22 protein-coding genes and 1 pseudogene are annotated in these 24,515 nt (G+C 63.3%); 10 read left to right on the top strand and 13 right to left on the bottom strand.

Annotation, left to right across the window (positions count from 1 at the left end; all coding sequences use genetic code 11):
• Position 1 precedes the first annotated feature (1 nt).
• Entirely contained in the window at positions 2-1,828 is a 1,827-nt protein-coding gene (locus tag NKJ90_RS08405; RefSeq protein ID WP_023758015.1) for an alanine racemase, read from the top strand.
• Here the strand turns inward: NKJ90_RS08405 and NKJ90_RS08400 are convergent, their stop codons facing one another.
• The 7 genes from NKJ90_RS08400 to NKJ90_RS08370 form a co-directional block, all read right to left on the bottom strand.
• On the bottom strand, positions 1,829-3,205 hold the full coding sequence (locus NKJ90_RS08400) for an FGGY-family carbohydrate kinase (RefSeq protein ID WP_023758014.1): 1,377 nt from the start codon (positions 3,203-3,205) through the stop codon (positions 1,829-1,831).
• Complete coding sequence (gene rhaM / locus NKJ90_RS08395; protein WP_023758013.1) at positions 3,202-3,519, bottom strand: L-rhamnose mutarotase; 318 nt, start codon at positions 3,517-3,519, stop codon at positions 3,202-3,204. Before rhaM ends, NKJ90_RS08400 begins: the two co-directional genes overlap by 4 nt.
• On the bottom strand, positions 3,519-4,514 hold the full coding sequence (locus NKJ90_RS08390) for an ABC transporter permease (RefSeq protein ID WP_023758012.1): 996 nt from the start codon (positions 4,512-4,514) through the stop codon (positions 3,519-3,521). Before NKJ90_RS08390 ends, rhaM begins: the two co-directional genes overlap by 1 nt.
• The gene (locus tag NKJ90_RS08385; protein WP_023758011.1) at positions 4,511-5,488 is read right to left on the bottom strand and encodes an ABC transporter permease; all 978 of its coding nucleotides are present in this window, start codon (positions 5,486-5,488) and stop codon (positions 4,511-4,513) included. Before NKJ90_RS08385 ends, NKJ90_RS08390 begins: the two co-directional genes overlap by 4 nt.
• Positions 5,485-7,026 (bottom strand): sugar ABC transporter ATP-binding protein, encoded by a 1,542-nt coding sequence (locus NKJ90_RS08380; RefSeq protein ID WP_352485912.1) that lies wholly within the window; start codon positions 7,024-7,026, stop codon positions 5,485-5,487. The genes NKJ90_RS08385 and NKJ90_RS08380 overlap by 4 nt, the downstream gene beginning before the upstream one ends.
• An 86-nt stretch (positions 7,027-7,112) precedes the next feature.
• The gene (rhaS, locus tag NKJ90_RS08375; protein WP_023758010.1) at positions 7,113-8,108 is read right to left on the bottom strand and encodes a rhamnose ABC transporter substrate-binding protein; all 996 of its coding nucleotides are present in this window, start codon (positions 8,106-8,108) and stop codon (positions 7,113-7,115) included.
• A gap of 55 nt (positions 8,109-8,163) precedes the next feature.
• Positions 8,164-8,967 carry a DeoR/GlpR family DNA-binding transcription regulator gene (locus NKJ90_RS08370; RefSeq protein WP_023758009.1) on the bottom strand — a complete coding sequence of 268 codons (804 nt, stop codon included), beginning with the start codon at positions 8,965-8,967 and terminating at the stop codon, positions 8,164-8,166.
• Between the two features lie 185 nt (positions 8,968-9,152).
• Here NKJ90_RS08370 and NKJ90_RS08365 point away from each other — a divergent pair, with 185 nt between their 5' ends.
• The 3 genes from NKJ90_RS08365 (at position 9,153) to ggt (ending at position 14,496) form a co-directional block, all read left to right on the top strand.
• A complete protein-coding gene (locus NKJ90_RS08365) occupies positions 9,153-11,255 on the top strand; it encodes a bifunctional rhamnulose-1-phosphate aldolase/short-chain dehydrogenase (protein ID WP_023758008.1) in 2,103 nt (700 codons plus the stop codon).
• A gap of 90 nt (positions 11,256-11,345) precedes the next feature.
• Positions 11,346-12,638: an L-rhamnose catabolism isomerase gene (gene rhaI / locus NKJ90_RS08360; RefSeq protein ID WP_352485911.1), complete on the top strand. Its 1,293-nt coding sequence runs from the start codon at positions 11,346-11,348 to the stop codon at positions 12,636-12,638.
• A 118-nt stretch (positions 12,639-12,756) separates the two neighbouring features.
• Entirely contained in the window at positions 12,757-14,496 is a 1,740-nt protein-coding gene (ggt, locus tag NKJ90_RS08355) for a gamma-glutamyltransferase (protein ID WP_023758006.1), read from the top strand.
• Positions 14,497-14,589: 93 nt separating this feature from the next.
• Here the strand turns inward: ggt and NKJ90_RS08350 are convergent, their stop codons facing one another.
• The gene (locus NKJ90_RS08350) at positions 14,590-14,937 is read right to left on the bottom strand and encodes a hypothetical protein (protein ID WP_032907080.1); all 348 of its coding nucleotides are present in this window, start codon (positions 14,935-14,937) and stop codon (positions 14,590-14,592) included.
• Between the two features lie 479 nt (positions 14,938-15,416).
• On the opposite strand from NKJ90_RS08350, the gene NKJ90_RS08345 reads away from it, so the two are divergent.
• Both NKJ90_RS08345 and fhuB read left to right on the top strand, forming a co-directional pair.
• Positions 15,417-16,292 carry an ABC transporter substrate-binding protein gene (locus NKJ90_RS08345; RefSeq protein ID WP_023758003.1) on the top strand — a complete coding sequence of 292 codons (876 nt, stop codon included), beginning with the start codon at positions 15,417-15,419 and terminating at the stop codon, positions 16,290-16,292.
• On the top strand, positions 16,285-18,333 hold the full coding sequence (fhuB, locus tag NKJ90_RS08340) for a Fe(3+)-hydroxamate ABC transporter permease FhuB (RefSeq protein WP_023758002.1): 2,049 nt from the start codon (positions 16,285-16,287) through the stop codon (positions 18,331-18,333). The genes NKJ90_RS08345 and fhuB overlap by 8 nt, the downstream gene beginning before the upstream one ends.
• Positions 18,334-18,475: 142 nt before the next feature.
• Here the strand turns inward: fhuB and NKJ90_RS08335 are convergent, their stop codons facing one another.
• Both NKJ90_RS08335 and NKJ90_RS08330 read right to left on the bottom strand, forming a co-directional pair.
• Positions 18,476-19,615 carry a DUF4432 family protein gene (locus NKJ90_RS08335; RefSeq protein ID WP_023758001.1) on the bottom strand — a complete coding sequence of 380 codons (1,140 nt, stop codon included), beginning with the start codon at positions 19,613-19,615 and terminating at the stop codon, positions 18,476-18,478.
• A gap of 143 nt (positions 19,616-19,758) precedes the next feature.
• Entirely contained in the window at positions 19,759-20,199 is a 441-nt protein-coding gene (locus tag NKJ90_RS08330; RefSeq protein ID WP_023758000.1) for a hypothetical protein, read from the bottom strand.
• A gap of 294 nt (positions 20,200-20,493) precedes the next feature.
• Here NKJ90_RS08330 and NKJ90_RS08325 point away from each other — a divergent pair, with 294 nt between their 5' ends.
• The 3 genes and pseudogenes from NKJ90_RS08325 to NKJ90_RS08315 all read left to right on the top strand — a co-directional run.
• Positions 20,494-20,817 (top strand): DUF982 domain-containing protein, encoded by a 324-nt coding sequence (locus NKJ90_RS08325; protein WP_023757999.1) that lies wholly within the window; start codon positions 20,494-20,496, stop codon positions 20,815-20,817.
• Positions 20,818-21,124: 307 nt separating this feature from the next.
• Positions 21,125-21,349, top strand: coding sequence for a hypothetical protein (locus NKJ90_RS08320; RefSeq protein ID WP_352485910.1), 225 nt, complete (start codon positions 21,125-21,127; stop codon positions 21,347-21,349).
• A gap of 59 nt (positions 21,350-21,408) precedes the next feature.
• Positions 21,409-21,602: pseudogene (locus NKJ90_RS08315) on the top strand (nucleotidyl transferase AbiEii/AbiGii toxin family protein); the annotation flags it as partial.
• A gap of 55 nt (positions 21,603-21,657) precedes the next feature.
• Here NKJ90_RS08315 and NKJ90_RS08310 read toward each other — a convergent pair.
• The 3 genes from NKJ90_RS08310 to NKJ90_RS08300 form a co-directional block, all read right to left on the bottom strand.
• The gene (locus tag NKJ90_RS08310; RefSeq protein ID WP_023757997.1) at positions 21,658-22,158 is read right to left on the bottom strand and encodes a DUF6496 domain-containing protein; all 501 of its coding nucleotides are present in this window, start codon (positions 22,156-22,158) and stop codon (positions 21,658-21,660) included.
• A 128-nt stretch (positions 22,159-22,286) separates the two neighbouring features.
• Positions 22,287-22,964 carry a dienelactone hydrolase family protein gene (locus NKJ90_RS08305; RefSeq protein WP_023757996.1) on the bottom strand — a complete coding sequence of 226 codons (678 nt, stop codon included), beginning with the start codon at positions 22,962-22,964 and terminating at the stop codon, positions 22,287-22,289.
• 11 nt (positions 22,965-22,975) lie between these two features.
• Positions 22,976-23,710: a phosphoribosyltransferase gene (locus tag NKJ90_RS08300; RefSeq protein ID WP_023757995.1), complete on the bottom strand. Its 735-nt coding sequence runs from the start codon at positions 23,708-23,710 to the stop codon at positions 22,976-22,978.
• Between the two features lie 336 nt (positions 23,711-24,046).
• On the opposite strand from NKJ90_RS08300, the gene NKJ90_RS08295 reads away from it, so the two are divergent.
• On the top strand, positions 24,047-24,337 hold the full coding sequence (locus tag NKJ90_RS08295) for a CBS domain-containing protein (protein WP_032907131.1): 291 nt from the start codon (positions 24,047-24,049) through the stop codon (positions 24,335-24,337).
• The last annotated feature ends 178 nt before the right edge of the window (positions 24,338-24,515 follow it).

Here is a 24,515-nt window from a genome sequence, read left to right as displayed (position 1 = left end):
GATGTCGGGACCGCAAGTCGCCATCGACCTTGGTCGCATCGAGCGCAATGCGCGCACTATCGTCGAGCGCTGCGCGCTCTCGGGCGTCAAGGTCTTCGGCGTCACCAAGGGCACCTGCGGCATGCCGCAGGTGGCGCGCGCCATGCTGCGCGGTGGCGTTGCCGGCATCGCAGAATCCCGCTTCGAAAACATCCGCCGGCTGCGCGACAGCGGCATCAACGCGCCGATCATGCTGCTACGCAGCCCACCGATGGCGCGTGTCGAGGAGGTGGTGCGCACCGTCGACATCAGCCTGCAGTCGGAACTCGCCACCATCCGCGAGATTTCGCGCATCGCCGAGCGCATGGGCCGCGTCCACGACATCATGCTGATGATCGATCTCGGCGATCTCCGCGAAGGCATCTGGCCGAATGATCTGATCCCGACGGTCGAGCAGATCCTGCAGTACAGAGGGGTGCGCATCGCCGGCATCGGCACCAATCTCGGCTGCTTCGGCGCCATCATGCCGACGCCGGAAAATCTCGGCCAGCTCGTCGCCCACGCCTACAAGACCGAACGCCTGTCCGGCAAAAGCCTCGACGTGATTTCCGGCGGCGCCTCGTCGTCGCTGCCATTGCTGCTCGAAGGCAGACTGCCGGCCGGCATCAACAATCTGCGTGTCGGCGAGGCGATCCTGCAAGGCGGCGTCGAGACCTTTCGCGACACGCCTTGGGCCGAACTCGAACCTGATGCCTGCCGGCTGACCAGCGATATCATCGAGGTCAAGCTCAAGCCGTCACGGCCGATCGGCCAATCCGGCTTCGATGCCTTCGGCAACCAGCCGGTCTTCCCCGACGAGGGCGACAGGCTGCGCGCCATTGCCAATATCGGCCGCGAGGATGTGCTGGTCGAGGGCCTGACGCCGATTGCCAAGGGGATAAGAGTGCTCGGCGCCTCCAGCGACCACCTGTTGCTGGATGTTGCCGATGCCGATCCGCCGCCGACCGTTGGCGACCGCGTCGCCTTCCGCATGAGCTATGGCGCCATGCTGCTGGCGATGACCTCGGAATATGTCGAGAAGGCCCCGATGCACGATGTCGAGGACTTCTCCGGCCGCAAGATGGTGCAGATCACCGCCGAGCAAGGGGCTGCCGGCATCCTGGCCCGTGAAGGCACCGGTGCGCGGCTGGAAGCGATGAATTTCGACGTGGTGGAACTGGCCGATGTCGAGCGGCCGCCATCGGGACTGATCCGGCTGACTGCCGGCGCCGACCGTCGCATCGCTCACAAGGCGCTGACCGCAACGGCGCGCGCGACGCATTCCTTCGGCCTGATCTGGATCGATTCCATTGCCGCCCTGATGCCCGAGGAAGAGGACGGCATCGACCTGCCGGAAGGCTCGGTGCTGGCGCGCACACTCGGTCTCGACCACAAGGCCGGTGCGCTGCAGCCGCAGCTGTCGCCGGAGAATGTCGTCATCGTCGGCTTGCGCCATGCCGATCCGGCCGAAGCGCGGGTGCTAAAGGATTCGCGCGTGTCGGCCTTCACCATGACCGACATCGACGCCATGGGCATGCGCGACCTCATGCACGAAGCGATCCGAATCGCCACCTCCGGCACGCAAGGCTTCCATGTCAGCTACTCGCCGACAGCAACCGAATTCGCAGGCTGGGCTGCGGGCTCCGGCGGCCTCACCGTGCGCGAAACGCATCAGGCGATGGAGGCGATCGCGCTCTCCGGCGGACTGCTGTCGATGGACGTTTCCGGACTGACCTCGGATCTGGAGCCTCGGATCGGCACCGACGTGGTCAACTTCGTCATGTCGGCTTTCGGCAAGCGGATTTTGTAGTCAGCTTTGCGCTTCGACCGCCGCGCGCCAGGCGCTGACGTAGTCGGCCCAGACCGGGTCGGTCGGCCGTTCTATTCGTTCGCCCTTGCCGTGCGCTGTTACCGGACCCGACGCCAGCAGTGCGGCGCCGATGCTGGTGCCGGTGGCAGCCTCGGATGCGACGACGGTGCGCCCCGTCGCTGCTGCCAGCATGTCGACAAAGAGCCGGTTGCGGGCAAAGGGGCCTTCGACGATGGTCGGGCCGTCGGCGCCGATCAGGTCGAGGCAGGTCGCCGTCATCAGCGCCAGATAGAATGAGATGGCGGCAAAGCGCTGGCCATTGTTCATGTCGTCGGCGTTGAGCCATGTCGCGGCCTGATGCGGGAACGGCCCCGATCCTTGCTGGGTCGATGGCAGCAGCAGCACTTTTCGCGCCAACACGGCGCTGACATCATCTTCGCTCCACTGCTCCGGCCGGTCCTTCGTCAGCACGGAAAACTCGCGACCGCCCATGAAGCGCGCCGAGGGAACGGGATTGCCGAGTGCGTTGACATTGACCAGCGTATCGCGTGCCGCATCCAGCGCAATCTGTTTGCCGCCGACCGCCATCGACACCACCCAGGTGCCGGTCGAGACGACGGAGAAGGGCGGCTTGTCGGAGAGAAGATGCGGCAGCAGCGAGGCGTTGGAATCATGCAGGCCGCAGAAGACCGGCGTTTGCGGGTCAAGGCTGGTTCGCACCGCGACACTGGGCAGGATCGGGCCGAGGCGGTCCCTGGCTGGCCTCACCGGCGCCATCAAGCCGCGCCATTCCACGCTGTCGACCAATGACGAAAAATCGGCCGTCCACGGGTTCCAAAGGTCCGTGTGGCAGCCGAGCGACGTCACCTCGTTGGCTGCGACACCGGTCAAGCGCAAGGCCCAATATTGCGGGTACATCAGCATCGCGGCGGCCTTGGCGAATTGCGTCGGGAAGCTTTTCTGCTGCCAGAAGAATTGCGCGCCCAGATTGAGGCCGAGCGGCAGGCGCGGCGTGCCGGTCTCGGCGAAAGGTGGGCGGATCGCGTCATAGTCCGCTGCCAGCCTGTCGGGGCCATCGAATTCGTAATCGAGCACCGGCAGCACCAGTTCGCCCGAGGCGTCGACCAGCGCGGCCGTCGCGCCATGTGTGGTGATCGATACGGCGTCGATGCGCTGTTCGCGGTTGAGGCCGGCAAGGCTGTCGAGGATGAATGTCCACAAGGCCTCGACATCATGATGCGGGTAGGGCGCCTGCCGCACCGGCGCATTGGCTATGCGGCGCAATGCTATCTCGCTCAGCGTCGCGAGGTCGACCAGTGCCACCTTGGCGTTGGTCTTGCCGATATCGATGACGGCGATGTGGCGTATCGTGCTCATTCCATGTGGAACACGGTTTCCAGCGGCACGGCCACCGGTTCGTTGTCCGGCCTCGTCTCCATGATGTCGGCCATGTGTGCCCACCAGCGCTGCATCTCCGGATGCCTAGGCAGGTCGTCCATGCCGTGGTCGTCTCGGCGCCACAGCACGCCGAACAGGATGTTGGTCTCATCATCGAGATGGATGGAATAATCGGAAACGCCGGCCTGCTTCAGGAGCGCGACCAGCGACGGCCAGATCTCGTCGTGGCGCTTCTTGTATTCGGCCTTCATGCCGGGTTTCAGCTTCATCTTGAACGCGTATTTCTGCGGCATCAACGTCCTCCGCGTAGCCGCCGCCAGACGATCGGCAGCGCGATGACAATGATCAGCAGCAGGCCGATGAAGATCGACATGACGATGCCGGGCACGTTGAGCAGGCCAAGCCCGAAGGTCACCAACCCCATGATGAAGGCGGCCAGCACGACGCCCAGAATACTGCCGGCGCCGCCGAGGATGCTAACGCCGCCGAGCACCACCATGGTGATGACTTCCAACTCATAGCCCTGCGCGATCGAGGGTCGCGTCGAGCCGAGGCGCGAGGTGATCAGCACCGAGGCGATGCCCGACATCAGGCCGGTCAGGCAGAACAGGATGAACTTGGTGCGGCCGACGCGCACGCCGGAAAATTGTGCTGCGACCGGGTTGTTGCCGATGGCAAAGACACGACGGCCGAAACTCGTGCGGTGCAACAGGAACCAGTAAACGACGGCTGCGATGAGGAAGAGCACCAGTTCGAACGACACCACCCACCAGACATAGCCCTGGCCGAAGAAGGCGAAGCTATCGGGATAGCCCTTGTAAGCCTGGTCGCCGAGGATGATGAAGGCGATGCCGCGAAACAGGCTCATCGTGCCGATGGTGACGACGATGGAGGGCAGTCCGAGCCTTGTCACCAGCAGGCCGTTGAAGGCGCCGCAGCCGAGCCCGACGACGATGCCGATCAGCACCAGCACCGGCATGCCGGCCCCAGCCTGCACCGCCATGCCCATCATGGTCGACGCCAGCGCGATGATCGCGGCCACCGACAGGTCGATCTCGCCCGAAATGATCAGCAGTGCCATGGCGAAGGCGATCAGACCCTTCTCGGTGAAATTGAAGGTGAGATCGGACAGCGAGTACGGGTCGAGGAAATACGGCGAGGCAAGGCTGTTGATGGCGAAGATCGCCACCGCCACCACGACCAGCAGCGCTTCCCAGGAAAAGATCGCCGAACGCAGCGGCTTGTCGAGCCGGTCGGGAATGTGGCGCGGGGCAGGGATGTCGGTCATGCCGCCTCCACCTTTCTCAGGATGATGCGGCCCTGCCGGCGTTCGCCGCGCGCGTTGAGCACGACGGCCAGAATGATGGCGCTGCCCGAGATCGCCATCTGCCAGAAGGGCGAGATGTTGATGACCGGCAGTGCGTTGGAGATGATGCCGAGGAACAGCGCGCCGAGCACTGCGCCGCCGACCGAGCCGATGCCGCCGGCGATCGAGATGCCGCCGATGACGCAGGCGGCGATGATGTTGAGTTCATAGCCGTTGGCGACCTCGACCGAGGCAATCACATAGCGGGAGATCCAGAGATATCCCGAGAGGCCGCCGATCATGCCGGAGATGCAGAAGACGATGAATTTCGTCCGGCCGACATCGATGCCGGCATAGACCGAAGCCGTCGGGTTGACGCCGATGGCATAGATCGAGCGGCCGAGCGCGGTGCGCGTCATCAGGACGAAGAATAGCACGATGACCAGGATGGCGATCCAGGACAGCACCGGAATGCCGAGGAACGCCGCCCGCTGAAAGCCGATGAAGTCCGAGCTCATCTTGTCGGCATTGACCCAGGCGCCGCCTGACTGGACGAAGGTGGCACCGCGATAGATGGTGAGCGTGCCCAATGTCACCACGATCGAAGGGATGTTCAGCCGCCAGACCAAAAGGCCGTTGATGGCGCCGAGCACCAGGCCGACGACCAGGGCGATGCCAATCAGCAGCGGGATCGGGATTGCCGGATGCGCGGCGTTCAGCATTGCCACTACCATGCCGGTGAAGCAGAGATTGGACGCCATCGACAGGTCGATCGACCGGGTCAGGATCACAACCATCTGGCCAAGCGCCAGGATCATCAGGATCGAGGTGTCGTTGAACACCTGGCGCAAATTGCCGGGATCGGCAAAGGCGGGGAAGCGCGTCGATATCAGCCCGATCAGCACGACGATGGCGGCAAGCAACCAGATTTCACGATATTTGAAAAATGCTTTCATGCGACGATCCCTGCTGCCGTCCTGACCAGCGTCTCGGCGTCCAGGCCCTTGTTGTCGAAGACAGCAGCAACGAGACCCTCGCGCATGACCACGATGCGGTCGGACATGCCAAGGATTTCCGGCAGTTCCGACGATACCATGATCACCGACAGGCCCTGCGCCACCAACTCGGCCATGAAGCCGTGCACGGCGGCCTTGGAGCCGATGTCGATGCCCTTGGTCGGCTCGTCCAGGATGATCACCTTGGGCGCCGTCGCCAGCCATTTGGCGATGACGATCTTCTGCTGGTTGCCGCCCGACAGCGTGCCGACATCCTGGCTGAGCGAGGAGGCACGCAGGTCGAGCCGCTCCGTAAAGGAGCGGGCGAGCGCGAATTCTTCCGACAGTCGCAGCAGGCCGGATCTGGAGGTGCGCTTGAGCGAAGGCAGCGAGACGTTCTGGAAGATCGGCAGGCCGATCACCACGCCCTGCTTGCCGCGCTCTTCCGGCACGTAGACGATGCCGGCTTCTATCGAATCCGCCGCCGATTTCGGCGCGATCTTGTTGCCTTCGAGCGTGATCGTGCCGCCTGAGGTGCGGGTGATGCCCGATATCGCCTGCATCACCTCGCTGCGACCAGCGCCGACAAGGCCGTAGAAACCGAGGATTTCGCCCTTGTGCAGTTCGAAACCGATATCGTTGAACTCGGTCGGATGCGACAGTCCGGAAACGGAAAGCACCGGCGCGCCGATCTCAGCCTTGCGCTGCGGAAAGATATGGTCGACGGCGCGGCCGACCATCAGGCGCACGATCTGGCTTTGGCCCGCATCCTTGATCAGGCCTTCGCCGACCATTTCGCCATCGCGGAACACCGTGTAGCGGTCGGCTATGCGGTAGATCTCGTCGAACTTGTGGCTGATGAACAGGATCGCCTTGCCTTCGCTCTTGAGGAACTCGATCAGCAAGAACAGCTCCTCGATCTCCTTCATCGAAAGGGCGGCGGTCGGCTCGTCCATGATGACGATCTGAGCGTCGATCGACATGGCCCGGGCCACGGCGACCAAATGCTTGTTGGCGATGCCGAGATCCTTCAGCCGGGCATCGGCGTGGATATGACCCGCATGCATGGTGTCGAGCACTTCGCGCGCGTTCTTGCGCATCGTGCGCCAGTCGATGGTGCCGAACCGCGTGCGCGGGGCGTGACCGAGAAAGATGTTCTCGGCAACCGTCAAATCGTCGAACAGCACGGTTTCCTGGTGGATGGCGGTGACGCCGTGTCCGAAAGCCGCGTGCGCGCTGGGCAGGGTGACGGCTTGGCCGTCGATGCTGATTGTGCCCGTGTCGGGCTGGTAGATGCCGGTCATGATCTTGACCAGGGTCGACTTGCCGGCACCGTTCTCACCGATCAGCGCGGTCACCTGGCCCGGATAGAGCGACAGGCTGACATTATGCAGCGCGCGCACGCCGGGAAAGCTCTTGGAGATACCGGACAGCGTCAGGCGTGGAGCCAAGGCCGGAGGCCGCTCGGTTGCCGCGCTGTGTTGGGCTGTCGTGTCCATAGTCGTATCAAGCCCTGAAACAAGGTTCGTTTGAAGTCGCGGCGGGATTTGAGGTCCCGCCGCGCCAGTTTGAAGAGCGTCCGGGATCAATAGATCTTGGAGAACTTCTCGATGTTCGACTTGTCGAACTGGAAGGGCGGAGCCATCGCAGCCGAGTTGGTGTCGTCGAGCGTGACCTTGCCGACGCGGCCGATCGACAGCGTGGCACCAGGCTTCGCCTCTTCCTTCTTCACCGCCAGATCATGGGCGAGGTAGACGGCCGAATAGCCGAGGTCGATCGGGTTCCACAGCGCAACCGCCTGGCTGGCGCCGTTGTCGATGAACTTCTTGAACTCGGACGGCAGCGCCAGACCGGTGACATTGACCTTGCCGATCAGGTTTGCATCGGTGACGACCTGGGCGGCGGCGACGACGCCGACGGTGGTCGGCGCAATGATCGCCTTGAGGTTCGGATAGGACTTCAACAGGCCCTTGGCCTCGTCCGTGCTCTTGGCCGAATCGTCATCGCCATAGACGGTGGCGACGAGTTTGATCTTGGGGAACTTCTCCGGCAGGATTTTCTTGGCCGCATCGATCCAGGCGTTCTGGTTGGTGGCGGTCGAGGAGGCCGACAGGATGGCGACTTCGCCGCCTTCCGGCAGGTAATCGGCGGCAAGCTTGATGATGGTCTCGCCGATCAGTCCGGTGTCGGACGGATTGAGATGCAGTTGGCGACCTTCCTTGGCGACGCCCGAATCCCAGGAGATGACGGTGATGCCGCGTTCCATCGCCTTCTTCAGCACCGGCACCAGCGCGTCGGCGTCATTGGCCGAAATGGCGATGGCGTTGACCTTCTGGGCGATCAGCGAATTGACCACTTCGATCTGCGCTTCGGCGGTCGCCTTGGTCGGGCCGGTGTAGATGATGTCGACGTCGCCAAGTTCCTTGGCCGCCTCTTCGGCGCCCTTGTTGGCGGCATCGAAGAACCCGTTGCCGAGCGACTTCACCACCAGCGCGATCTTGACGTTCTCGGCATAGGCTGCATTCACGAACATGGCGGCTGAAAAAGCCGCGGTCACCATCAATTTCTTCAAGAAGCTCATCGAATATCCTCCCTTGAGCGTTGCATTCCATCGCCGCTGCTGGCGTGAGAGTGTCTCAGGCCTGCAGCGAAGATTCTTCCTTTGCCGACTTGCGGGCGACGATCAGCGTCACGCCGGCGGTCTCTAACATCTTGGCTTCGCGATCCTCGATGCCGTCATCGGTGATGACGGTGGCGATGCGCGACAGGCCGCACAGGATCAGGCTGGAGCGTTTGCGGAATTTCGAGGAATCGACCAGCACCACCAGTTCGTCGGCCTGGTCGATCAGTTTCTGCTCCGCCTGGATCAGCAGCGGGTCGCCCTCCATCAAACCGAGCGGCCCAAGCCCTTGCGCGCCCATGAACATGAGGCGCGCATAGAAATTGCGCGTCACGTCATTGTCGAAGGGCGACAGGATGATGTTCTGCTCGCGATAAATGGTACCTCCAGACAGCATCACCGTATTCTTGGAGTGCTTGAGCAGGTGCTCTGCGATCGGGAACGAATTTGTGAAGATCGGCATGCGGCGGCCGGTCAGGAAATGCACCATCTGGAAGGTGGTGGTGCCGCCATTGATGATGATCGGCTCACCGTCCTTGCACAGCTCGACCGCTTCACGCGCGATTGCCCGCTTCTGCGAGGCGTTGATCGTTTCATTGACGGAAAAGGGCCGGCCGGCCAGCCCAATGAACTGCGGCGGCGAGATTGCTTCAGCGCCGCCACGCACACGGCGCAGGCGCTTCTGGACATGGAGTGCCGCGATGTCACGCCGGATCGTCGCCTCGGAGGACTCCGTCAGGTCGACCATCTCCTGCACCGTCACCACAGGTTTTTCCTGGACGGCGGACAGAATGATCCTGTGGCGCTCTTTTTCGTGCATGGTTCCTCCCTGCCTCGGCATCTAGGCACCCAAAACGCGCAGTGTCAATCATTTCCGATCATATAATTTCATTGTGCAGTGCAATATGATCGATCTTGATCGTTTGTGATTGACAAACGGGCTGCTTCCGTGGAAATTTGGGCAAAATTGGCCGCACCGTCTGCGTGCCTTCGGGAGGATTACATATGCTCGACAAGCGCACCGGCGCGCGGCTCGCCAATCTGTGGGACGAGGCCAAGGCTCAAGCGATGAGCGAGCCGGAACTTCTGGTCTATCGCTCGAACACGCTTGGCTCCGACAAGCGCGTCACCAATTATGGCGGCGGCAACACCTCCTCGAAGATATGGCAGAAAGACCCGCTCACCGGCGAGGATGTCGAGGTGCTTTGGGTCAAGGGCTCGGGCGGCGACAGCGCCTCGATCAAGCTTGACGGCTTTGCCACCCTCTACATGCACAAGCTGCGCGCGCTCAAAGGCCTCTATCGCGGCGTTGAGCACGAAGACGAAATGGTCGGCTTCCTCCCGCACTGCACCTTCAACCTTAATCCGCGCGCCGCCTCGATCGACACGCCGCTGCATGCTTATGTGCCGAAGCCTTTTGTCGATCACATGCATCCGGACGCCATCATCGCCATTGCCGCGGCCAAGGATTCCAAGGCGCTGACCGGGGAGATCTTCGGCGACGCCATCGGCTGGCTGCCGTGGAAGCGTCCCGGCTTCGAACTCGGCCTGTGGCTGGAGAAATTCTGCCTCGAACATCCCGCGGCCAAGGGCGTCATCCTGGAAAGCCACGGCCTGTTCACCTGGGGCGACACTCCTCGGGAATGCTATGAGACGACGATCTCGGTGATCAATCAGGCGATCGAATGGTTCGAGCGCCGCTCCGAAGGCGTCGCCATCTTCGGCGGCGAAGCGGTCAAGTCGCTCGATTCCGCTTCACGCCGCGCCATTGCCGCGAAACTGATGCCGAAAATCCGCGGCCTGATCTCGGAAAAGAGCCACAAGACAGGTCATTTCGACGATTCGCCCGCCGTTCTCGAATTCGTCAACTCCAGGAATCTGCGCCCGCTGGCGGCGCTCGGCACGTCGTGCCCTGACCACTTCCTGCGCACCAAGATCCGTCCGCTGGTCATCGAGTTCGATCCGGCAAAGCCCGATGTCGATGCCGTCATCGCGCGCCTCGCCGACGACGTCGCGGCCTATCGTGTTGGCTATCAGGCCTATTACGACAGCTGCAAGCACGCCGACTCGCCAGCCATCCGCGATCCCAACGCCGTTGTCTATCTGATGCCCGGCGTCGGCATGTTCACTTTCGCCGGCGATAAGGCGACGGCGCGCATCTCGGGCGAATTCTATGTCAACGCCATCAACGTCATGCGCGGCGCCTCGACCGTCTCATGCTATGTCGGCCTGCCTGCGCAGGAAGCCTTCGACATCGAGTACTGGCTGCTCGAGGATCTGAAGCTGCAGCGCATGCCGAAACCAAAAGCTCTTGCCGGCCAGATCGCGCTGGTCACCGGTGGCGCCGGCGGTATCGGTCGCGCGACCGCCAACCGGCTGCTGAGCGAAGGCGCCTGCGTCGTGCTGGCCGACATCGACGAGACAGCGCTCGCCAGCGCCAACGACGAATTGTCCAAAGCCTATGGCAAGGATTTCGTCCGGCCGGTGCCGATCAACGTCACCTCGGAGGAGCAGGTTATCTCCGGCTTTGCCGAGATGGCGGTCGAGTTCGGCGGCATCGACATTCTGGTGTCGAACGCTGGCCTCGCCTCCTCGGCGCCGATCGAGGAGACGACGCTGGCGCTGTGGAACAAGAATATGGATATCCTGTCGACCGGGTATTTCCTGGTCTCCAGGGAGGCGTTCCGGCTGTTTCGCGTGCAGAACATCGGCGGCAACGTCGTCTTCGTCGCCTCCAAGAACGGACTTGCCGCCTCGCCCAACGCCGCCGCCTACTGCACCGCCAAGGCCGCCGAGATTCATCTCGCTCGATGCCTCGCACTGGAGGGAGCGGAAGCCCAGATCAGGGTCAATGTCGTCAACCCGGACGCGGTGCTGCGCGGCTCGAAGATCTGGAGCGGCGAATGGAAGGAACAGCGCGCCGCGGCGTACAAGATGTCGACCGACGATCTGGAGGAGCACTATCGCTCGCGTTCGATGCTGAAGCGCTCGGTCTTCCCGGAAGACATCGCCGAAGCGATCTATTTCTTCGCCTCCGACATGTCGGCCAAGTCGACCGGCAACATCATCAATGTCGACGCGGGCAATGCGCAGAGTTTTACGCGCTAATGATCTGAAGGCGGCGCCGCCGACGCCGAAGCGCTTCCGGCAGGCGGATGACGGGCAGCGCCGGCCGAAAGCATTTTGGGAGGAATAGCAGTGTCCGAAACCATCATCTCCGCCGACGTCGTCGGCAAAGACAACGCCGCGCGCAAAGCCAACCTCGAGCGCGACTACGCCTCGCTCGGCGAGCGCCTCGACCGTCGCGGCATCGCCATCGATGCCATCCGCGACAAGGTCGAGAAATTCGCGGTGGCGATTCCGTCCTGGGGCGTCGGCACCGGCGGCACCCGCTTTGCCCGCTTTCCCGGCGCCGGCGAGCCCCGCGACATCTTCGACAAGATCGAGGACTGCGCCGTTATCAGGCAATTGACGCAGGCGACGCCGACCGTGTCGCTGCACATTCCGTGGGACAAGGCCGACCCGAACCGGCTGAAGCAGGCAGCCTCGCGCTTTGGCCTCGGCTTCGATGCCATGAACTCCAACACTTTCTCGGATGCGAAGGACCAGAAACTCTCCTACAAATTCGGCTCGCTGTCGCATGCCGACGCCGGCACGCGCCGGCAAGCGGTCGAGCACAATCTCGAATGCATCGAGATCGGCAAGACGCTGGGTTCGAAGGCGCTGACGGTATGGATCGGCGACGGCTCGAATTTTCCCGGTCAGGTGAATTTCGCCAAGGCCTTCGAGCGCTATCTAGACGCCATGAAGGAGATCTATGCTGGGCTGCCCGCTGACTGGAGGCTGTTCAGCGAGCACAAGATGTACGAGCCGGCCTTCTATTCCACCGTCGTGCAGGATTGGGGCACCAACTACATCATCGCTAGGGAACTGGGCGACAAGGCGTTCTGCCTGGTCGATCTCGGCCACCACGCCCCCAACGTCAACATCGAGATGATCGTCTCGCGGCTTATCCAGTTCAAAAAACTTGGCGGCTTCCACTTCAACGATTCCAAATATGGCGACGACGATCTCGATGCCGGCTCGATCGACCCCTACCGGCTGTTCCTTGTCTTCAACGAACTGGTCGATGCGGAGCTTTCGGGCGCCGAGGGTTTTGATCCCGCGCATATGCTTGACCAAAGCCACAATGTCACCGACCCGATCGAAAGCCTGATGCTGTCGGCGGTCGAGGTGCAGCGCGCCTATGCGCAGGCGCTGCTGGTCGACCGCAAGGCGCTCGAAGGGTACCAGGACAGCAACGATGCGTTGATGGCGACGCAGACGCTAAAACTGGCCTATCGCACCGATGTCGAGCCGATTCTCGCCATGGCTAGGCTGAAGACCGGCGGCGCCATCGACCCGGTTGCGGCCTATCGGGCGGCGGGTTACCGGGCCAAGGTCGCGGCGGAACGGCCGGCGGTCGCCGGCGGTTCGGGCGGCATTGTCTGAGGCGAACTCCCAGCCGATATTGCCCCTCACCGGTTTGCTTCGTGAGGGACCGTTTTGTGAATGGACTCGATTGATCCGAGAGGCTCTTCTAGGCGCACCCCCCGCCCGGAGAACCGCCATGCCTCTCAACCGTCGAACCCTGATCGCCGTTAGTCTCTCCGTCGCCTTTGCGCTTGCGCCACTACAGTTGACTTTTGCTGCATCGCCGGCGCCGGCCAAAGGCGAGCACGGCATGGTGGTGACGGCCCAGCATCTGGCCTCCGAAGTCGGCATCGAAGTCTTGAAGAAGGGCGGCAATGCTGTCGATGCGGCGGTTGCCGTCGGCTATGCACTCGCCGTCGTCTACCCCAATGCCGGCAATATCGGCGGCGGCGGCTTCATGACCATCCGCTTCAAGGATGGCAAATCGACCTTCCTCGATTTCCGCGAGCGGGCGCCGCTGTCGGCGACCAAGACCATGTATCTCGACAAGGACGGCAACCCGGTAAAGGGTGCCAGCCTCGACGGCTATCTCGCCGTCGGCGTGCCGGGCTCGGTGGCTGGTTTCGAGATGGCACGCGAAAAATACGGCAAATTGTCCCGCCAGGATCTGATGGCGCCGGCAATCAGCTTTGCCAAGGATGGCTTCATCCTCAATCAGGGCGACGCCGCCTCTTTTGCCGGCAGCGCCGACAGGCTGGCGAAGGACCCCGCCGCCGCCGCCATTTTCCTGAAACCCGGCGGCAAGCCCTACGGCATCGGCGAGCGGCTGATCCAGCCTGATCTTGCGGCCTCGCTCACCGCCATTTCGGAAAAAGGTCCTGATGCCTTCTATAAAGGCGCTATCGCCGACGCCATCGTCAAGGCGAGTGGCGCCAAGGGCGGCATCCTGGCCAGGCCGGATTTCGAACAATATGCCGTCCGCGAACTGAAGCCCGTGACCTGCTCCTATCGCGGCTATGAGATCACCTCCTCGCCGCCGCCAAGCTCAGGCGGCGTCATCATCTGCGAAATTCTCAACGTGCTGGAAGGGTATCCGCTGTCCTATCTCGGCCCAGGTTCGGCCGAGACGGTCCATGTCATGGTCGAGGCGATGCGCTTCGCCTATGTCGACCGCAATTCGGCCCTCGGCGATCCCGATTTCGTCGACAACCCGGTCACGAAACTGCTTGATAAGGCCTACGCCAAGGATATCCGCGACAAGATCGACCCGTTCCGGGCCGGCGTGTCGCAGGACCTGATGCCGAAGGGTTTTGGCGAGAGCAAGGAGACAACCCATTATTCGATTATCGACAGTGACGGCAACGCGGTTGCGGTCACCTACACGTTGAACGGCTCCTTCGGCGCCGGCGTCGTCGCCGATGGCACCGGCATCCTGCTCAACAACGAGATGGACGATTTCACCCAGAAGCCCGGCGTGCCCAACCTCTATGGTCTGGTCCAGGGCGAGGCCAATGCCATCCAGCCCAAGAAGACGCCGCTTTCGTCGATGAGTCCAACCGTGGTGGCCAAGGACGGCAAGCCGTTCATGGTCATAGGCAGCCCCGGCGGCTCGCGCATCATCACCATCACACTGGAAGCCATCGTCAATGTCATCGACCATGGCATGAACATCCAGGAGGCGATCGACGCGCCGCGTATCCATCACCAGTGGCTGCCGGATAAGGTCTATATCGAGCCGTTCGGTCTGTCGCCGGATACCGAGAAGCTGCTGGCCGGCATGGGTTATCACCTCGATCTCGCTGACCAGACCTGGGGCCAGGCGGCAGGCATCCTGATCGGCGGCAAAAGTCTGGCGGAAATCGAGAAGGGCGGCGGCGCGCGCTACAATGGCGCCATCGACAGCCGCGCGGCCTCTGGCGAGGCGCTTGGATACTGAGCTTGGCAAGGCTGGAGATGGGCTTGGAGCAGCGTAGCGATTCGGGTTGATCGCCCGCTGCTCAAGCGGGTTGGCGCATAGAAGCAATGGTCGTCACAAGACCAGCGTGATGGTGGAGGCAATCAGCATCACGGCGGCAATGCCGACGAACAGCGCGTAGATGCGCGGTCGGTCGAGCAGCAGCGCGTTGCCGGATATCCAGGCGGACGTGGCGCCGCCAAGCGCGAAGAGGAAGCCGTTGCGGTGCCCGAAGACCATCGATGCGGCCATCAGTCCGCCAATGATCAGCGCGCCGAATACGATGATCACGGCAACGGCGTATTTCTCGAAATCGTTGCCGCTCCCCATGCTCGGACCGATCGCGTTCAACGTCGGCAGGTCGTCCGGATCGAAGGGGTTGGTCGACCCATACTCGTCTTGACCGACAGGCTCTCGCATCATTCGTTCTCCGTATAGCGGCAACAAATCATCAAGCCTTGCCGAGCGCAACCCGATCGCACTGCCTTGATGCGTTCGACCGGTCTTTTGACGCCTTCTGGCGGCGGTTCGCAGCCGCCTTTTTGATTCGCGCCCTGGCCGTCTTCGGGTCTCTGGCTATCCGGGACCCGGCGATTGCCGTCCCTCTATCATGGAATGCAGTCGTGGAGGAAAAATGATTCGGCACGTGGATTGCGTTTCGCGGACTGCGATTTTCGCGTGATGCGCACGGGGCTCCCGCAGGCCGAATCGCCTGCGGCCGGCGGACGGGTTGCGCCTGACAATCCCTCTGGCAAAAAAGCAGGCCTGTCGGAGCGCGTAAATGTTGACTATTAAGTTCATGTTTCATAGTCAATCGGGAGTCCAAATCGAAAAGCAGGCGCGCCGCAGTGCAGAGAGACCGAGAGCTCCAGCCGAGAGCCATGCCCGATCATCCGTGTCGAATGACCCGGCGCCAGGCACTGGGGCTTTTCACGCTGCCGTTCGCGGGTATGGCGTCGGCGACGGCCGAACCCCGCAGGCCGCGCATAGTCTGCCTCGATGACGGGCTGGCCGAGACCTTGCTTATGCTGGGTGTGACGCCGGTTGCCATTGCCGACCGTCAAGTGTGGGAGACCTGGGTCGTCGAGCCGCCGCTGCCGGCCGATATCGCCGATGTCGGCACGCTGCTCGAGCCCAATCTCGAATTGCTGCAGCAGCTCAAGCCCGACATCATCCTGTCCGTGCCGTATATCGACGGCATCAAGCCGCTGCTCGAACGCGTGGCGCCGGTGACGACGATCGGGCTCTATACCGAAGCCGGGCAGCCCTATCGGCGCGCCGTCGAGGCGACGCGCCAACTCGCCAGGCTTGTCGGCAAGGAAAGCGAAGGCGAAGCGCTGATCGCGGCAACGGATGCTTATTTTTCAGAAGTTCGCCAGCAGCTGGCGCCGCTTTCGGCGCAGCCGATCTATGTCGTCAGCTTCATGGACCCGCGCAATGTGCGCGTCTACGGCAAGAAAAGTCTGTTTCAGGAGGTGTTCGACCGTATCGGGCTCAGCAACGCCTGGACGGGCGAGACCAATTATTGGGGGTTTTCGACCGTCGGCATCGAAGGTTTGGCGACAGCCAGCGACGCACGCCTGGCCTATCTCGAACCCTTGCCCGAGGGCGCCGGCGGCACGCTGACCGAAAGCCCGGTCTGGAACGCCATGCCCTTCGTGCGCAACCGCTCGATCATGCGTCTTCCCGCCGTCCTGATGTTCGGCGCGCTTCCGTCCGCGACCCGTTTTGCCCGGGTCCTGGCGTCGGCACTGAGCGCGGAAGCTGCTCATGGCTGACGGTGCTGCGACCATCGCTCAAGAGGGAAAGCCTGCGTCGGCCGGCCGAGCCTTGCCAGGGGGCCTTCTCGGCAACCAGCCGGTAGGCGCGATCCTGCTTTGCGCCATGCTGGTCGCGGCAGCGTTAGCGGCAACCGTCTCAAACCTCACGGTGCAGCTGCCATCGGCGCTCTGGCTCCAATCGCTCGCCGCCCCCGACATCGCCGACATGCGACAGGTGCTCGTCCACTACGCCTTCCTGCCCAGGCTTGCGGTCAGCCTTTTGTGCGGCGCCGCACTCGGGCTTGCCGGAACGGTCCTGCAACAGGTTCTACGCAATCCGCTCGCCTCGCCCGAAACGGTCGGCGTCTCGGCGGGCGCCTATCTGGCGCTGGCACTGGCGACGCTTCTGTCACCGTCCCTGCTTGCGTTCGGCCGCGAATGGGTGGCGCTGGCTGGCGCCTTCACGGCGCTGGCCGCCGTCTTCGCTCTGTCCTGGCACAAGGGCCTGTCGCCGCTTTCGGTCGTGCTGGCGGGGCTTGTGATCAGCCTCTATGCCGGCGCCATCGGTGCCGCGCTCATTGTGCTGCGGCATGAATGGCTGGCCAGCCTGTTCATCTGGGGCGCCGGTTCGCTCGGCCAGCAGGACTGGTCGACGACGCTGTGGCTTTTGCCACGCATCGGCACTGCTGCGCTGGCGATCTTCCTCATGGTGCGGCCGCTGACCTTGCTAGGCCTCGACGATGAAGGCGCGCGCAGCCTTGGCGTGCCGCTCGGCGCCTATCGCTTCGCCGGACTGGCAGCCGCCGTCGCGCTGATCGCCTTCGTCGTTGCCGCTGTAGGCGTCATCGGCTTCGTCGGCCTGGCCGCAGCCACCCTTGCGCGCATCGGCGGTGCACGACGGCTGGGCCAGCAGCTGGTGATGGCGCCGCTCGTCGGCGGCGCGCTGCTGTGGGCCGCCGATCAGGCCGTGCAGATCGCCACCGGACCGCAAGGCGACCTGCTGCCGACCGGCGCGATCACCGCACTTCTCGGCGCGCCGCTGCTGCTCTGGCTGCTGCCGCGGCTTGCGCTTGGGTTGGAAACCCCGGCCTTGACGGCCGCCCGCCTGCCTCGCGTAAACCGGCCCGACCTCCTGCTGGCGGCGATCGGCTTGGCTCTGCTTTTGCTGCTGGGGTTGGCTTTGCTCTATGGCCCGGGGCCGCATGGCTGGACCTTTGCTTTCGGCGACGAGCTACGGCCAATGCTATCGTGGCGGTGGCCTCGCGTGCTTGCCGCGGCGAGCGCCGGCGCCATGCTGGCGCTCGCCGGGCTGATGATGCAGCGGCTGACCGGCAATCCGATGGCCAGTCCCGAAGTGCTGGGCATCAGCGCCGGCGCCGCGCTCGGCATGATGGTGGCGCTGTTTGCGCTCTCCGATGCCGGACGCCCTGTTCAGACGGCAGCGGCAACCATCGGCGCCTTCAGCGCTCTTCTGGTGACGCTGTCGATCGGCCGCCGTGCCGCCTATGCGTCGGAGCGGTTGCTGCTTGCTGGCATTGCACTGACGGCCTTGTTCGATGCGCTGATCCTTGTGCTCACCGCCACCGGCGATCCTCGCGCAATGCTGCTGCTCAACTGGCTCACTGGTTCGACCTATGGCGTCGATATTGGCGCCGCCCTGCTGACCGGTGGCATCGCCGTCTGCCTCTTCGCGCTCGCGCCGCTCTTCATACGCTGGCTCGACATCCTGCCGCTCGGCTCCGCCGCCGTGCAAGCCCTTGGCATCAACCTGAAGAGGACGCGGCTTCTCGTGCTGCTGATGGTCGCGGCGCTCACCGCCGCCTCGACGCTGATCGTTGGCCCGCTGACCTTCATCGGCCTGATGGCGCCGCACCTTGCCCGTCGCCTTGGCCTTTCCCGTGCGCTGCCGCAGGCCATTGGCGCGGTGCTCGTCGGCGCGCTGATCATGGTCGTCGCCGACTGGATCGGTCGCACAGCCATCTTCCCACGCCAGATTCCCGCCGGCCTCGTCGCGACGCTGATCGGCGGCCCGGTGCTGATGTGGCTGCTGCGAAGGTGAGACGCACAGACGAATTCGAGCGGACGATGGCGAAGCATCTTGATGCTTTTCCCTGCGTGCACCCCAGCTTCGAGCTGCATGCCTGCGAGAACCACATGTCGATCCTGCCGGTCACCGTCAATCGCGCGGTGAGGGGCGCCAGCTACCGGCCGTTACCCTTCAACGCTGCAATGACCTGTTCTCGTTGTGTGGCCTCCTCCGCGTTCATAGCGCCAAAGCGCAGGGCGCAGCGGAATGTTTCCCCCGGCGCGACGCGAACCAGGCGACCTCTTTCCTTCGCCGCAAGATAGCCGTCGGGTTCGGCGGTCGCCGGCAGCACGAGGCCAAGCGCGTCCTGATCGGCACCGCGCGTGATCCAGCGCACGGCATAATTGAGCTCTTCGGGGCGAAAGCTGACGAAATCCGCTGTCCGGTCCGGATGGACCTGTAGGGCGTGCGCCCAGCCCTCGTCGTCTGCCTTCGCCTTCATCGTCAGCACGAGTTCGGGATCGATCGGCTCGCCCTTGGTCAATATGCGATGCCGCGAAGGGTCGGCTACGACGGCGTCGCGATAGGCAAGGTAGCTTTCGCTCGGTTCAAAAAAGGGTGGAAGCACTTGGCGCACGACAATGTCGGCGTGATCATTGGCGACGGTGTCGATCAGGCGCCCGCCATCGGCCGGCCTGAAGTTGATGTGCGCCAGGTACATCAGCTCCATGGGCGAGCGTTTCAGGTTCTCGATGGCAATGTCGACGGCCACGCTTGTGGCGTCGTGCTGCAGCCGCACGGTAGGCTTCATCAGATAGTCGTGGCTGAAGGCGACGGTCTGTCGGCAGTGCCCGGTCAACGCCATGAAGGGCCTTTCGGAATTGCTGCCGGCGATCAGTTGCACATGCCCATAGGGCGCATTTGGCAGGTCGCCGTGAAGCGGGTGGCGGTCATCCGGGCCAGGATTGCCCATCGCTGTGGCGCCGCAGTGAATGAAGAACGCGCCATAGTTCGAGAGGTAGTCCCGGGTCGCGACGGGCTCGTCGAACATCGAGCGCATGGTCAGGGAGCGGTTGAGGAACGTTGCGTCCCAAATCTGCTGTCCCTGGAAGGGCAGCACGACGATTTCGCCCTTTGCGTTGCTGATCCGAAGACCGGCAACACCGGATCGATAGCGAAAGGCGGTGGCGAGAAGTCCCCGATAGCGGGCCACGATTGTTTCCGACGGGCCGAACAGCTCGGGCACGAGATCGACGAAAACGTCATCGGAGTACTCGGGATACATTGTTTCGACCTCGATCTGTCGCAGGCGCATGCCGATAGTCGCAGGAAACCTCTGGAAATCAACGGCAGCGCGTCAGGCTCAACCAGGACGGCTGATGGCGGAGCGTCTCGGCGCCCCGGGAGAGCGCTTCGTCGGCTCTATCGCTCGCTGCGCTTTGCAACAAGCGCCGATTTCTATTTGGCTGAGGCCGGGGGCAGCTCGTACAGAGTGGCGCCGCTCTCCTGGCCACGCTCGACATAGCCGATGATATGAAACCATCTGGCGACGTCAGGTCCCTGGAGCCAGCTGCGCGAGTGGATGGGGAGGTTGCCGGCGAGCGCCTGGATGTGCCTGATATGCCGCTTGCAGAAGCGAACGGTCGCGGCACGGAAGAAATCCTCCTGCGCTGCAAACAGCGTATCGGCGGCGTCGCTGTTCTCATGCCAGGCGATGATCGCCACGGCCTTGTCGCCCTCAACGAGTGCGTGAGCACGGCCTTCTTTCAAATTCATCATCAGATTGTCGTAGGCGATCTTGCTGTCCTTGCCGGCCGCCACGTATTCATCCGACATCCGCTTGGAGAGGCCGTGAAACACATCCTCCAGATCCCCAAGCGTTGCTGCGCGTGCTCTCATTTCTCCTCCTAGCGCCCCGGCAGGCAGTTTGCCCTAAGGTTGGGGGATCACCAAGCAAATCAAATCCGCCAGCAGCCTGATGTGAGCAAAGTGATTTCGCCGTCACTACTGACGTCACCAAATCCCTTGAAACCAAGCCATTGAAAAAGGCTCTCGTGCCTCCTTGCGCACCTGGATGCGGACGGCCCGGCTGTGCACTTGACGTTGCGCAGACCATCACCATCTCGAAGGGCGTGCCGCGATGGCGCACCGATTGCTTGCTCGCAAAAGGCGTCGAAAAAGATGGAGGAAGTGATGAACGACGTTCGCTTTTCCGAACCCGTATTCCTTAAGTTCCGCACCGCATCGCGCAAGGTCGCAAGCAGCTTCGAGGCGTTGGAGTGCCTGGACCAACAGTGGCCCGAATGGGCGCGCGGACGCAACTGGCGCGCAGCCTCGCGCGCCTGTCGCGACGCGCTGGACGGCTGGCGCAGCGCGCGCGACGCGCAAAAGGCCTTGCTGAAAGCGGCAAGGAGTGCAGGGGTCATCGCTGCGGAAGCGCACTCTCGCGGCACCTCCCGCTCGGTCCGAATAAACGAAGGCCTGCGACCCGACGCGCTATTCAGTGAACGACAATGACGCCGTCGACGGCGTGCCATTCCGACGGTGCGGCAAGGCGATGGTGAGCGCACGGAGTGTAGCGTGTCCCTTCCAACTCTCGCTCCGGTTACGAGGAAATCCTTAGCTCGGGAAATTCCGGGCAAGGTCATACTCCTGGCGGATATAGTTTGCGGGCCGGCAAGAAATTTCGGCGGGAACAAAGCTTCCTCATCATCGTTCATTCGCCGCCCGGACGTACTCGTCGCTCACCCGTCCGGTCGTGTCGTCCGCTGCTCGATCTTTGGCGCAGGCGCCTGCTGTTGAAAGACGAAAAATGGAGGAAGCTATGAAACGAACCCTTGTAATCGCCGCCGCACTGATGGGCTTGTTGGGTGCTCCCGCAATTGCTGCGACTCACTATTGGGTCGCCAAGGACACGAGCACGAAGACATGCACGGTGGTCTCTTCGAAGCCCGACGGAGTAAAGATGACGGCCATCGGCAAAAAAATATACTCGAGCTATTCGAGTGCAGACAAGGCTCTGAGGGTTTTGGCCGCCTGCAAGAGCTGACAAGCATGCTTTAGCCCGCCCGGGCATGCCCAGGCGGGCTTTGCGTCAACTCGAATGGCTCTCCTCTCGACGAACATCTCGTCTTCAAGCGAGCCACCTCGCTCTCGAACGCTAATATCGTCATCCTGCGGTTTTCGGAGGACGTCGGTCTCGCCCATGACATCCGGACGACCGCGCCCGAACTGGTGGGCGACGATGGCGAGGCCTTGCCGAAGACGAGGTGAAGCGCTGGTCGAGTGAGGTGCGCAAGCATTAGCCGGACTGGGTGGCTGGGACTGTTCAGCCGATCCTTGCCGACGCGTTATCCGCTATGCGTGGTGTGCCCGCGTTCTGGCGGCCTTCTGCGCTGCCTGCTTCCTTCCGCGAGCGCCTTTCGTTTCGGCGGCCTTCTTCGCGGCGGCCGAGCGCTCCTCAGCCGTCCGGCGCGAGGCCGCACGCTTGGCCTGCTGCGAGAGCGCCTCGTGCGACGCCGTGCTCTTCGGCTCGTGCTCCAGCGCCTTGGAGACGGCTTTCGAGACCTGCGGGCGGCGTTTCGGCCTGCGTTCGCCCTGGCCGGCCTCGTAGGCGTATTCGGCGCTCTTGCGCGTGCTCTCCTTCACCTTGCCCTTTTTGGGCGGGGGCAGGTCTACGCCTGCGCGTCTTGCCTCGGAAAGTCCGATGGCGATGGCCTGCTGGGTCGATCGCGCGCCGTGTTCGCCCTGGCGGATTTTGTCAATCTCCTCGTGCACGAATTCGCCGGCCTGGGTGCTCGGCGACTTGCCCTCACGTTTGTCCTTTTGGGCCTTCTCGATGGTTTTCTTATCCGGCATTGTCTTTCTCCCACATAAGGGTTGCGACAGCCATTCGGGTGGCAGTGCTCGCTGTCTCTGTCCTACATGAGGTCCTAACGCGTTGAGGACGCAAATGATCCCGGGCCGGGTGATCCAAGGCGCGGCAATCAGGATGTCGATCTCTCCGAACTCAGATGGCGCGAGAACCAACGGCTCGCGAGGTCCGCGACTTCGTCCAGGGCGCCTGGCTCTTCGAACAGATGCGTCGCGCCAGGGACGATGGCGAGTTCCTTTTCGCAGTGGAGCGCCGACAGCGCCGAGCGGTTGAGCGCGATCACCTGCGTGTCCGCGCCTCCGACGACGAGCAAGGTCGGCGCCCGGACTTGCGGCGGGGCGAGCGCTGCAAGATCGGGCCGGCCACCACGCGAAACCACGGCCGCGGCCTGGTCGGGCCGCTCGGCCGCCGCTACCAGGGCGGCACCGGCGCCCGTACTTGCGCCGAAATAGCCAAGCGGCAGGAGCGACGTGTTCGGCGAGGCGCCGAGCCAGTCCGTGACGCTGATCAGCCGGTCGGCGAGCAGCCCGATATCGAAGCGCAACTCGGCAGTGACTTGGTCGATCCGCTCCTCTTCGGCCGTCAACAGGTCGACGAGGAACGTGGCGAGGCTCGCCTCGTTCAGCCGTCCGGCCACGTAGCGGTTGCGCGGGCTGTGGCGGCTGCTTCCGCTGCCATGGGCGAAAAGCACAAGGCCGCGAGCATCCGGGGGCATCGACAGATTGCCCTCAAGCGTGACGCGATCCGCGGCAACCCGCACGACCTGCTCGCTGACTGAAACCCCGTCCATACCCACCTCCGCTACGTTGATCTTTTGCCGCGCGCCGAGCCGGCGGCCGCGTGCCCAGCCGATGCCTCTTCGGATAGCGAGACCTCTTTGGAAGCGGCAGGCTTGGGCACGGATTTGGCGAGGAGCGCGCGGACCTCTTGATCGCTCGTCTGTGAGAAATCCACGTACCACCGGCCGACACCAAGGAGCGGCTCTGGCGTCGTCGCGCAAACCACCTCGTCGGCGTCTGCCCGCATCGCGTCGCAAGTGTCGGGGCTGCCGACGGGAACGGCCGCGACGATATGGGCGGCGTGGCTTTTTCGGAGCGCCTTGATCCCCGCCCGCATCGTTGAACCGGTCGCAAGCCCGTCATCCACGAGGATAATGGTTCGTCCGTTCAACCGCGGCGGGGGCCGCCCGCCCCTATAAAGGTGCTCGCGGCGCAGAAGCTCTTTTTCCTCCTTTGCGGCGACCGCGTCGATGACATCTGGCGGGATCGCGAGACCGCCGACAATTTCGTCGTTCAGGACCCGTACGCCGGAGGGCGCGATCGCCCCCATGGCCAGTTCCTCGTGGCCGGGAACGCCGAGCTTGCGCACGACGAGGACGTCGAGCGGTGCCTTGAGTGCCTGCGCGACCTCGTAGCCAACCGGCACGCCGCCTCGGGGCAGCGCCAACACGATCACGTCGTCGCGCCCGGCAAAGCGAACGAGCTCTTCGGCTAGTTGCCGCCCGGCCTCGCGGCGATCTGAAAAGACGATAGCCATGATTTTTCGATCCGCGTGCATCTGTTTTCCCAGAGTATGTCTTCCCCAACCTGCTTGAGCCTTAGGCCTCAACGGCTAGTCTGCGGCTACTCCCGTGAACAAGCCTGCGGCGCCGACACTCTTTTGGAACTCGCTCGCTGCTTGGACGTTCCAAGAATAGTTTCGATCGCGAGGTGCCATCACGCGCATTAGCGCGGATCGAGAACACTGCAGATGGCGATCTGTACGAGCCTCGTCCGAACCGGCAACCTCGCGATCCTCAGCAACGGCCGCGTTTTGGCGACTTGTTGCCTCGGCAATCAGAGAGAGGAATATCCCATGCAAGTTCAGGAGATCATGAGTCATCGGACCGAACTGGTCGGCCGCGTCGCCGAGGAGCGCTCAGCCGGCAACACCACCGTTCGCGAGGTCATGTCCGAGCATGTCTATTGGTGCTTCGACGATGCCGACATCAGTGATGCGGCGAAGATCATGGCCAAGCATCAGGTGCGGCGCCTTCCGGTGATCAACCACGATAAGCGCCTCGTCGGCGTCATTGCCCTGGCCGACCTCGGTCGCACCGACGAGGAAGCCGCCAAGATCGCCCTCGAAGGCGTTTCCGAGGCGACGGACGATCCCCGCCGCTAGGCGACTGTCCGGCTGCTCCTTTTCGAGTTCGCCGGTCCTGCTCTTGTCGTCGAGACGAAAGACCAGCTCGAATCCGGTCAAGACGGAGCCGCCGACGACGCTGAATGCCGACCGGGGAACGCGCACCGGGAACAACAGGCAGGCACGGCTGTTTGGTCACATCAGCCGTAATCGGATT

This window comes from Mesorhizobium sp. M0051 (assembly GCF_040323235.1).
Lineage (GTDB): Bacteria > Pseudomonadota > Alphaproteobacteria > Rhizobiales > Rhizobiaceae > Mesorhizobium.
The sequence above is the reverse complement of the archived record's forward strand: the minus strand, read 5'-3'. Positions and strand labels throughout refer to the sequence as shown.

Bases quoted from the DNA above. Each gene is read 5' to 3' on its own strand.
- NKJ90_RS08325 (WP_023757999.1), top strand. From the start codon at position 20,494: ATGAACGACGTTCGCTTTTCCGAACCCGTATTCCTTAAGTTCCGCACC.
- NKJ90_RS08390 (WP_023758012.1), bottom strand. From the start codon at position 4,514: ATGACCGACATCCCTGCCCCGCGCCACATTCCCGACCGGCTCGACAAG.
- NKJ90_RS08345 (WP_023758003.1), top strand. From the start codon at position 15,417: ATGACCCGGCGCCAGGCACTGGGGCTTTTCACGCTGCCGTTCGCGGGT.
- NKJ90_RS08385 (WP_023758011.1), bottom strand. From the start codon at position 5,488: ATGAAAGCATTTTTCAAATATCGTGAAATCTGGTTGCTTGCCGCCATC.
- NKJ90_RS08365 (WP_023758008.1), top strand. From the start codon at position 9,153: ATGCTCGACAAGCGCACCGGCGCGCGGCTCGCCAATCTGTGGGACGAG.
- NKJ90_RS08400 (WP_023758014.1), bottom strand. From the start codon at position 3,205: ATGAGCACGATACGCCACATCGCCGTCATCGATATCGGCAAGACCAAC.
- NKJ90_RS08330 (WP_023758000.1), bottom strand. From the start codon at position 20,199: ATGAGAGCACGCGCAGCAACGCTTGGGGATCTGGAGGATGTGTTTCAC.
- NKJ90_RS08295 (WP_032907131.1), top strand. From the start codon at position 24,047: ATGAGTCATCGGACCGAACTGGTCGGCCGCGTCGCCGAGGAGCGCTCA.
- NKJ90_RS08300 (WP_023757995.1), bottom strand. From the start codon at position 23,710: ATGGCTATCGTCTTTTCAGATCGCCGCGAGGCCGGGCGGCAACTAGCC.
- rhaM (WP_023758013.1), bottom strand. From the start codon at position 3,519: ATGCCGCAGAAATACGCGTTCAAGATGAAGCTGAAACCCGGCATGAAG.
- NKJ90_RS08305 (WP_023757996.1), bottom strand. From the start codon at position 22,964: ATGGACGGGGTTTCAGTCAGCGAGCAGGTCGTGCGGGTTGCCGCGGAT.
- NKJ90_RS08380 (WP_352485912.1), bottom strand. From the start codon at position 7,026: ATGGACACGACAGCCCAACACAGCGCGGCAACCGAGCGGCCTCCGGCC.
- NKJ90_RS08310 (WP_023757997.1), bottom strand. From the start codon at position 22,158: ATGCCGGATAAGAAAACCATCGAGAAGGCCCAAAAGGACAAACGTGAG.
- NKJ90_RS08405 (WP_023758015.1), top strand. From the start codon at position 2: ATGTCGGGACCGCAAGTCGCCATCGACCTTGGTCGCATCGAGCGCAAT.
- rhaS (WP_023758010.1), bottom strand. From the start codon at position 8,108: ATGAGCTTCTTGAAGAAATTGATGGTGACCGCGGCTTTTTCAGCCGCC.
- NKJ90_RS08370 (WP_023758009.1), bottom strand. From the start codon at position 8,967: ATGCACGAAAAAGAGCGCCACAGGATCATTCTGTCCGCCGTCCAGGAA.
- NKJ90_RS08320 (WP_352485910.1), top strand. From the start codon at position 21,125: ATGAAACGAACCCTTGTAATCGCCGCCGCACTGATGGGCTTGTTGGGT.
- NKJ90_RS08350 (WP_032907080.1), bottom strand. From the start codon at position 14,937: ATGATGCGAGAGCCTGTCGGTCAAGACGAGTATGGGTCGACCAACCCC.
- ggt (WP_023758006.1), top strand. From the start codon at position 12,757: ATGCCTCTCAACCGTCGAACCCTGATCGCCGTTAGTCTCTCCGTCGCC.
- NKJ90_RS08335 (WP_023758001.1), bottom strand. From the start codon at position 19,615: ATGCGCCTGCGACAGATCGAGGTCGAAACAATGTATCCCGAGTACTCC.
- fhuB (WP_023758002.1), top strand. From the start codon at position 16,285: ATGGCTGACGGTGCTGCGACCATCGCTCAAGAGGGAAAGCCTGCGTCG.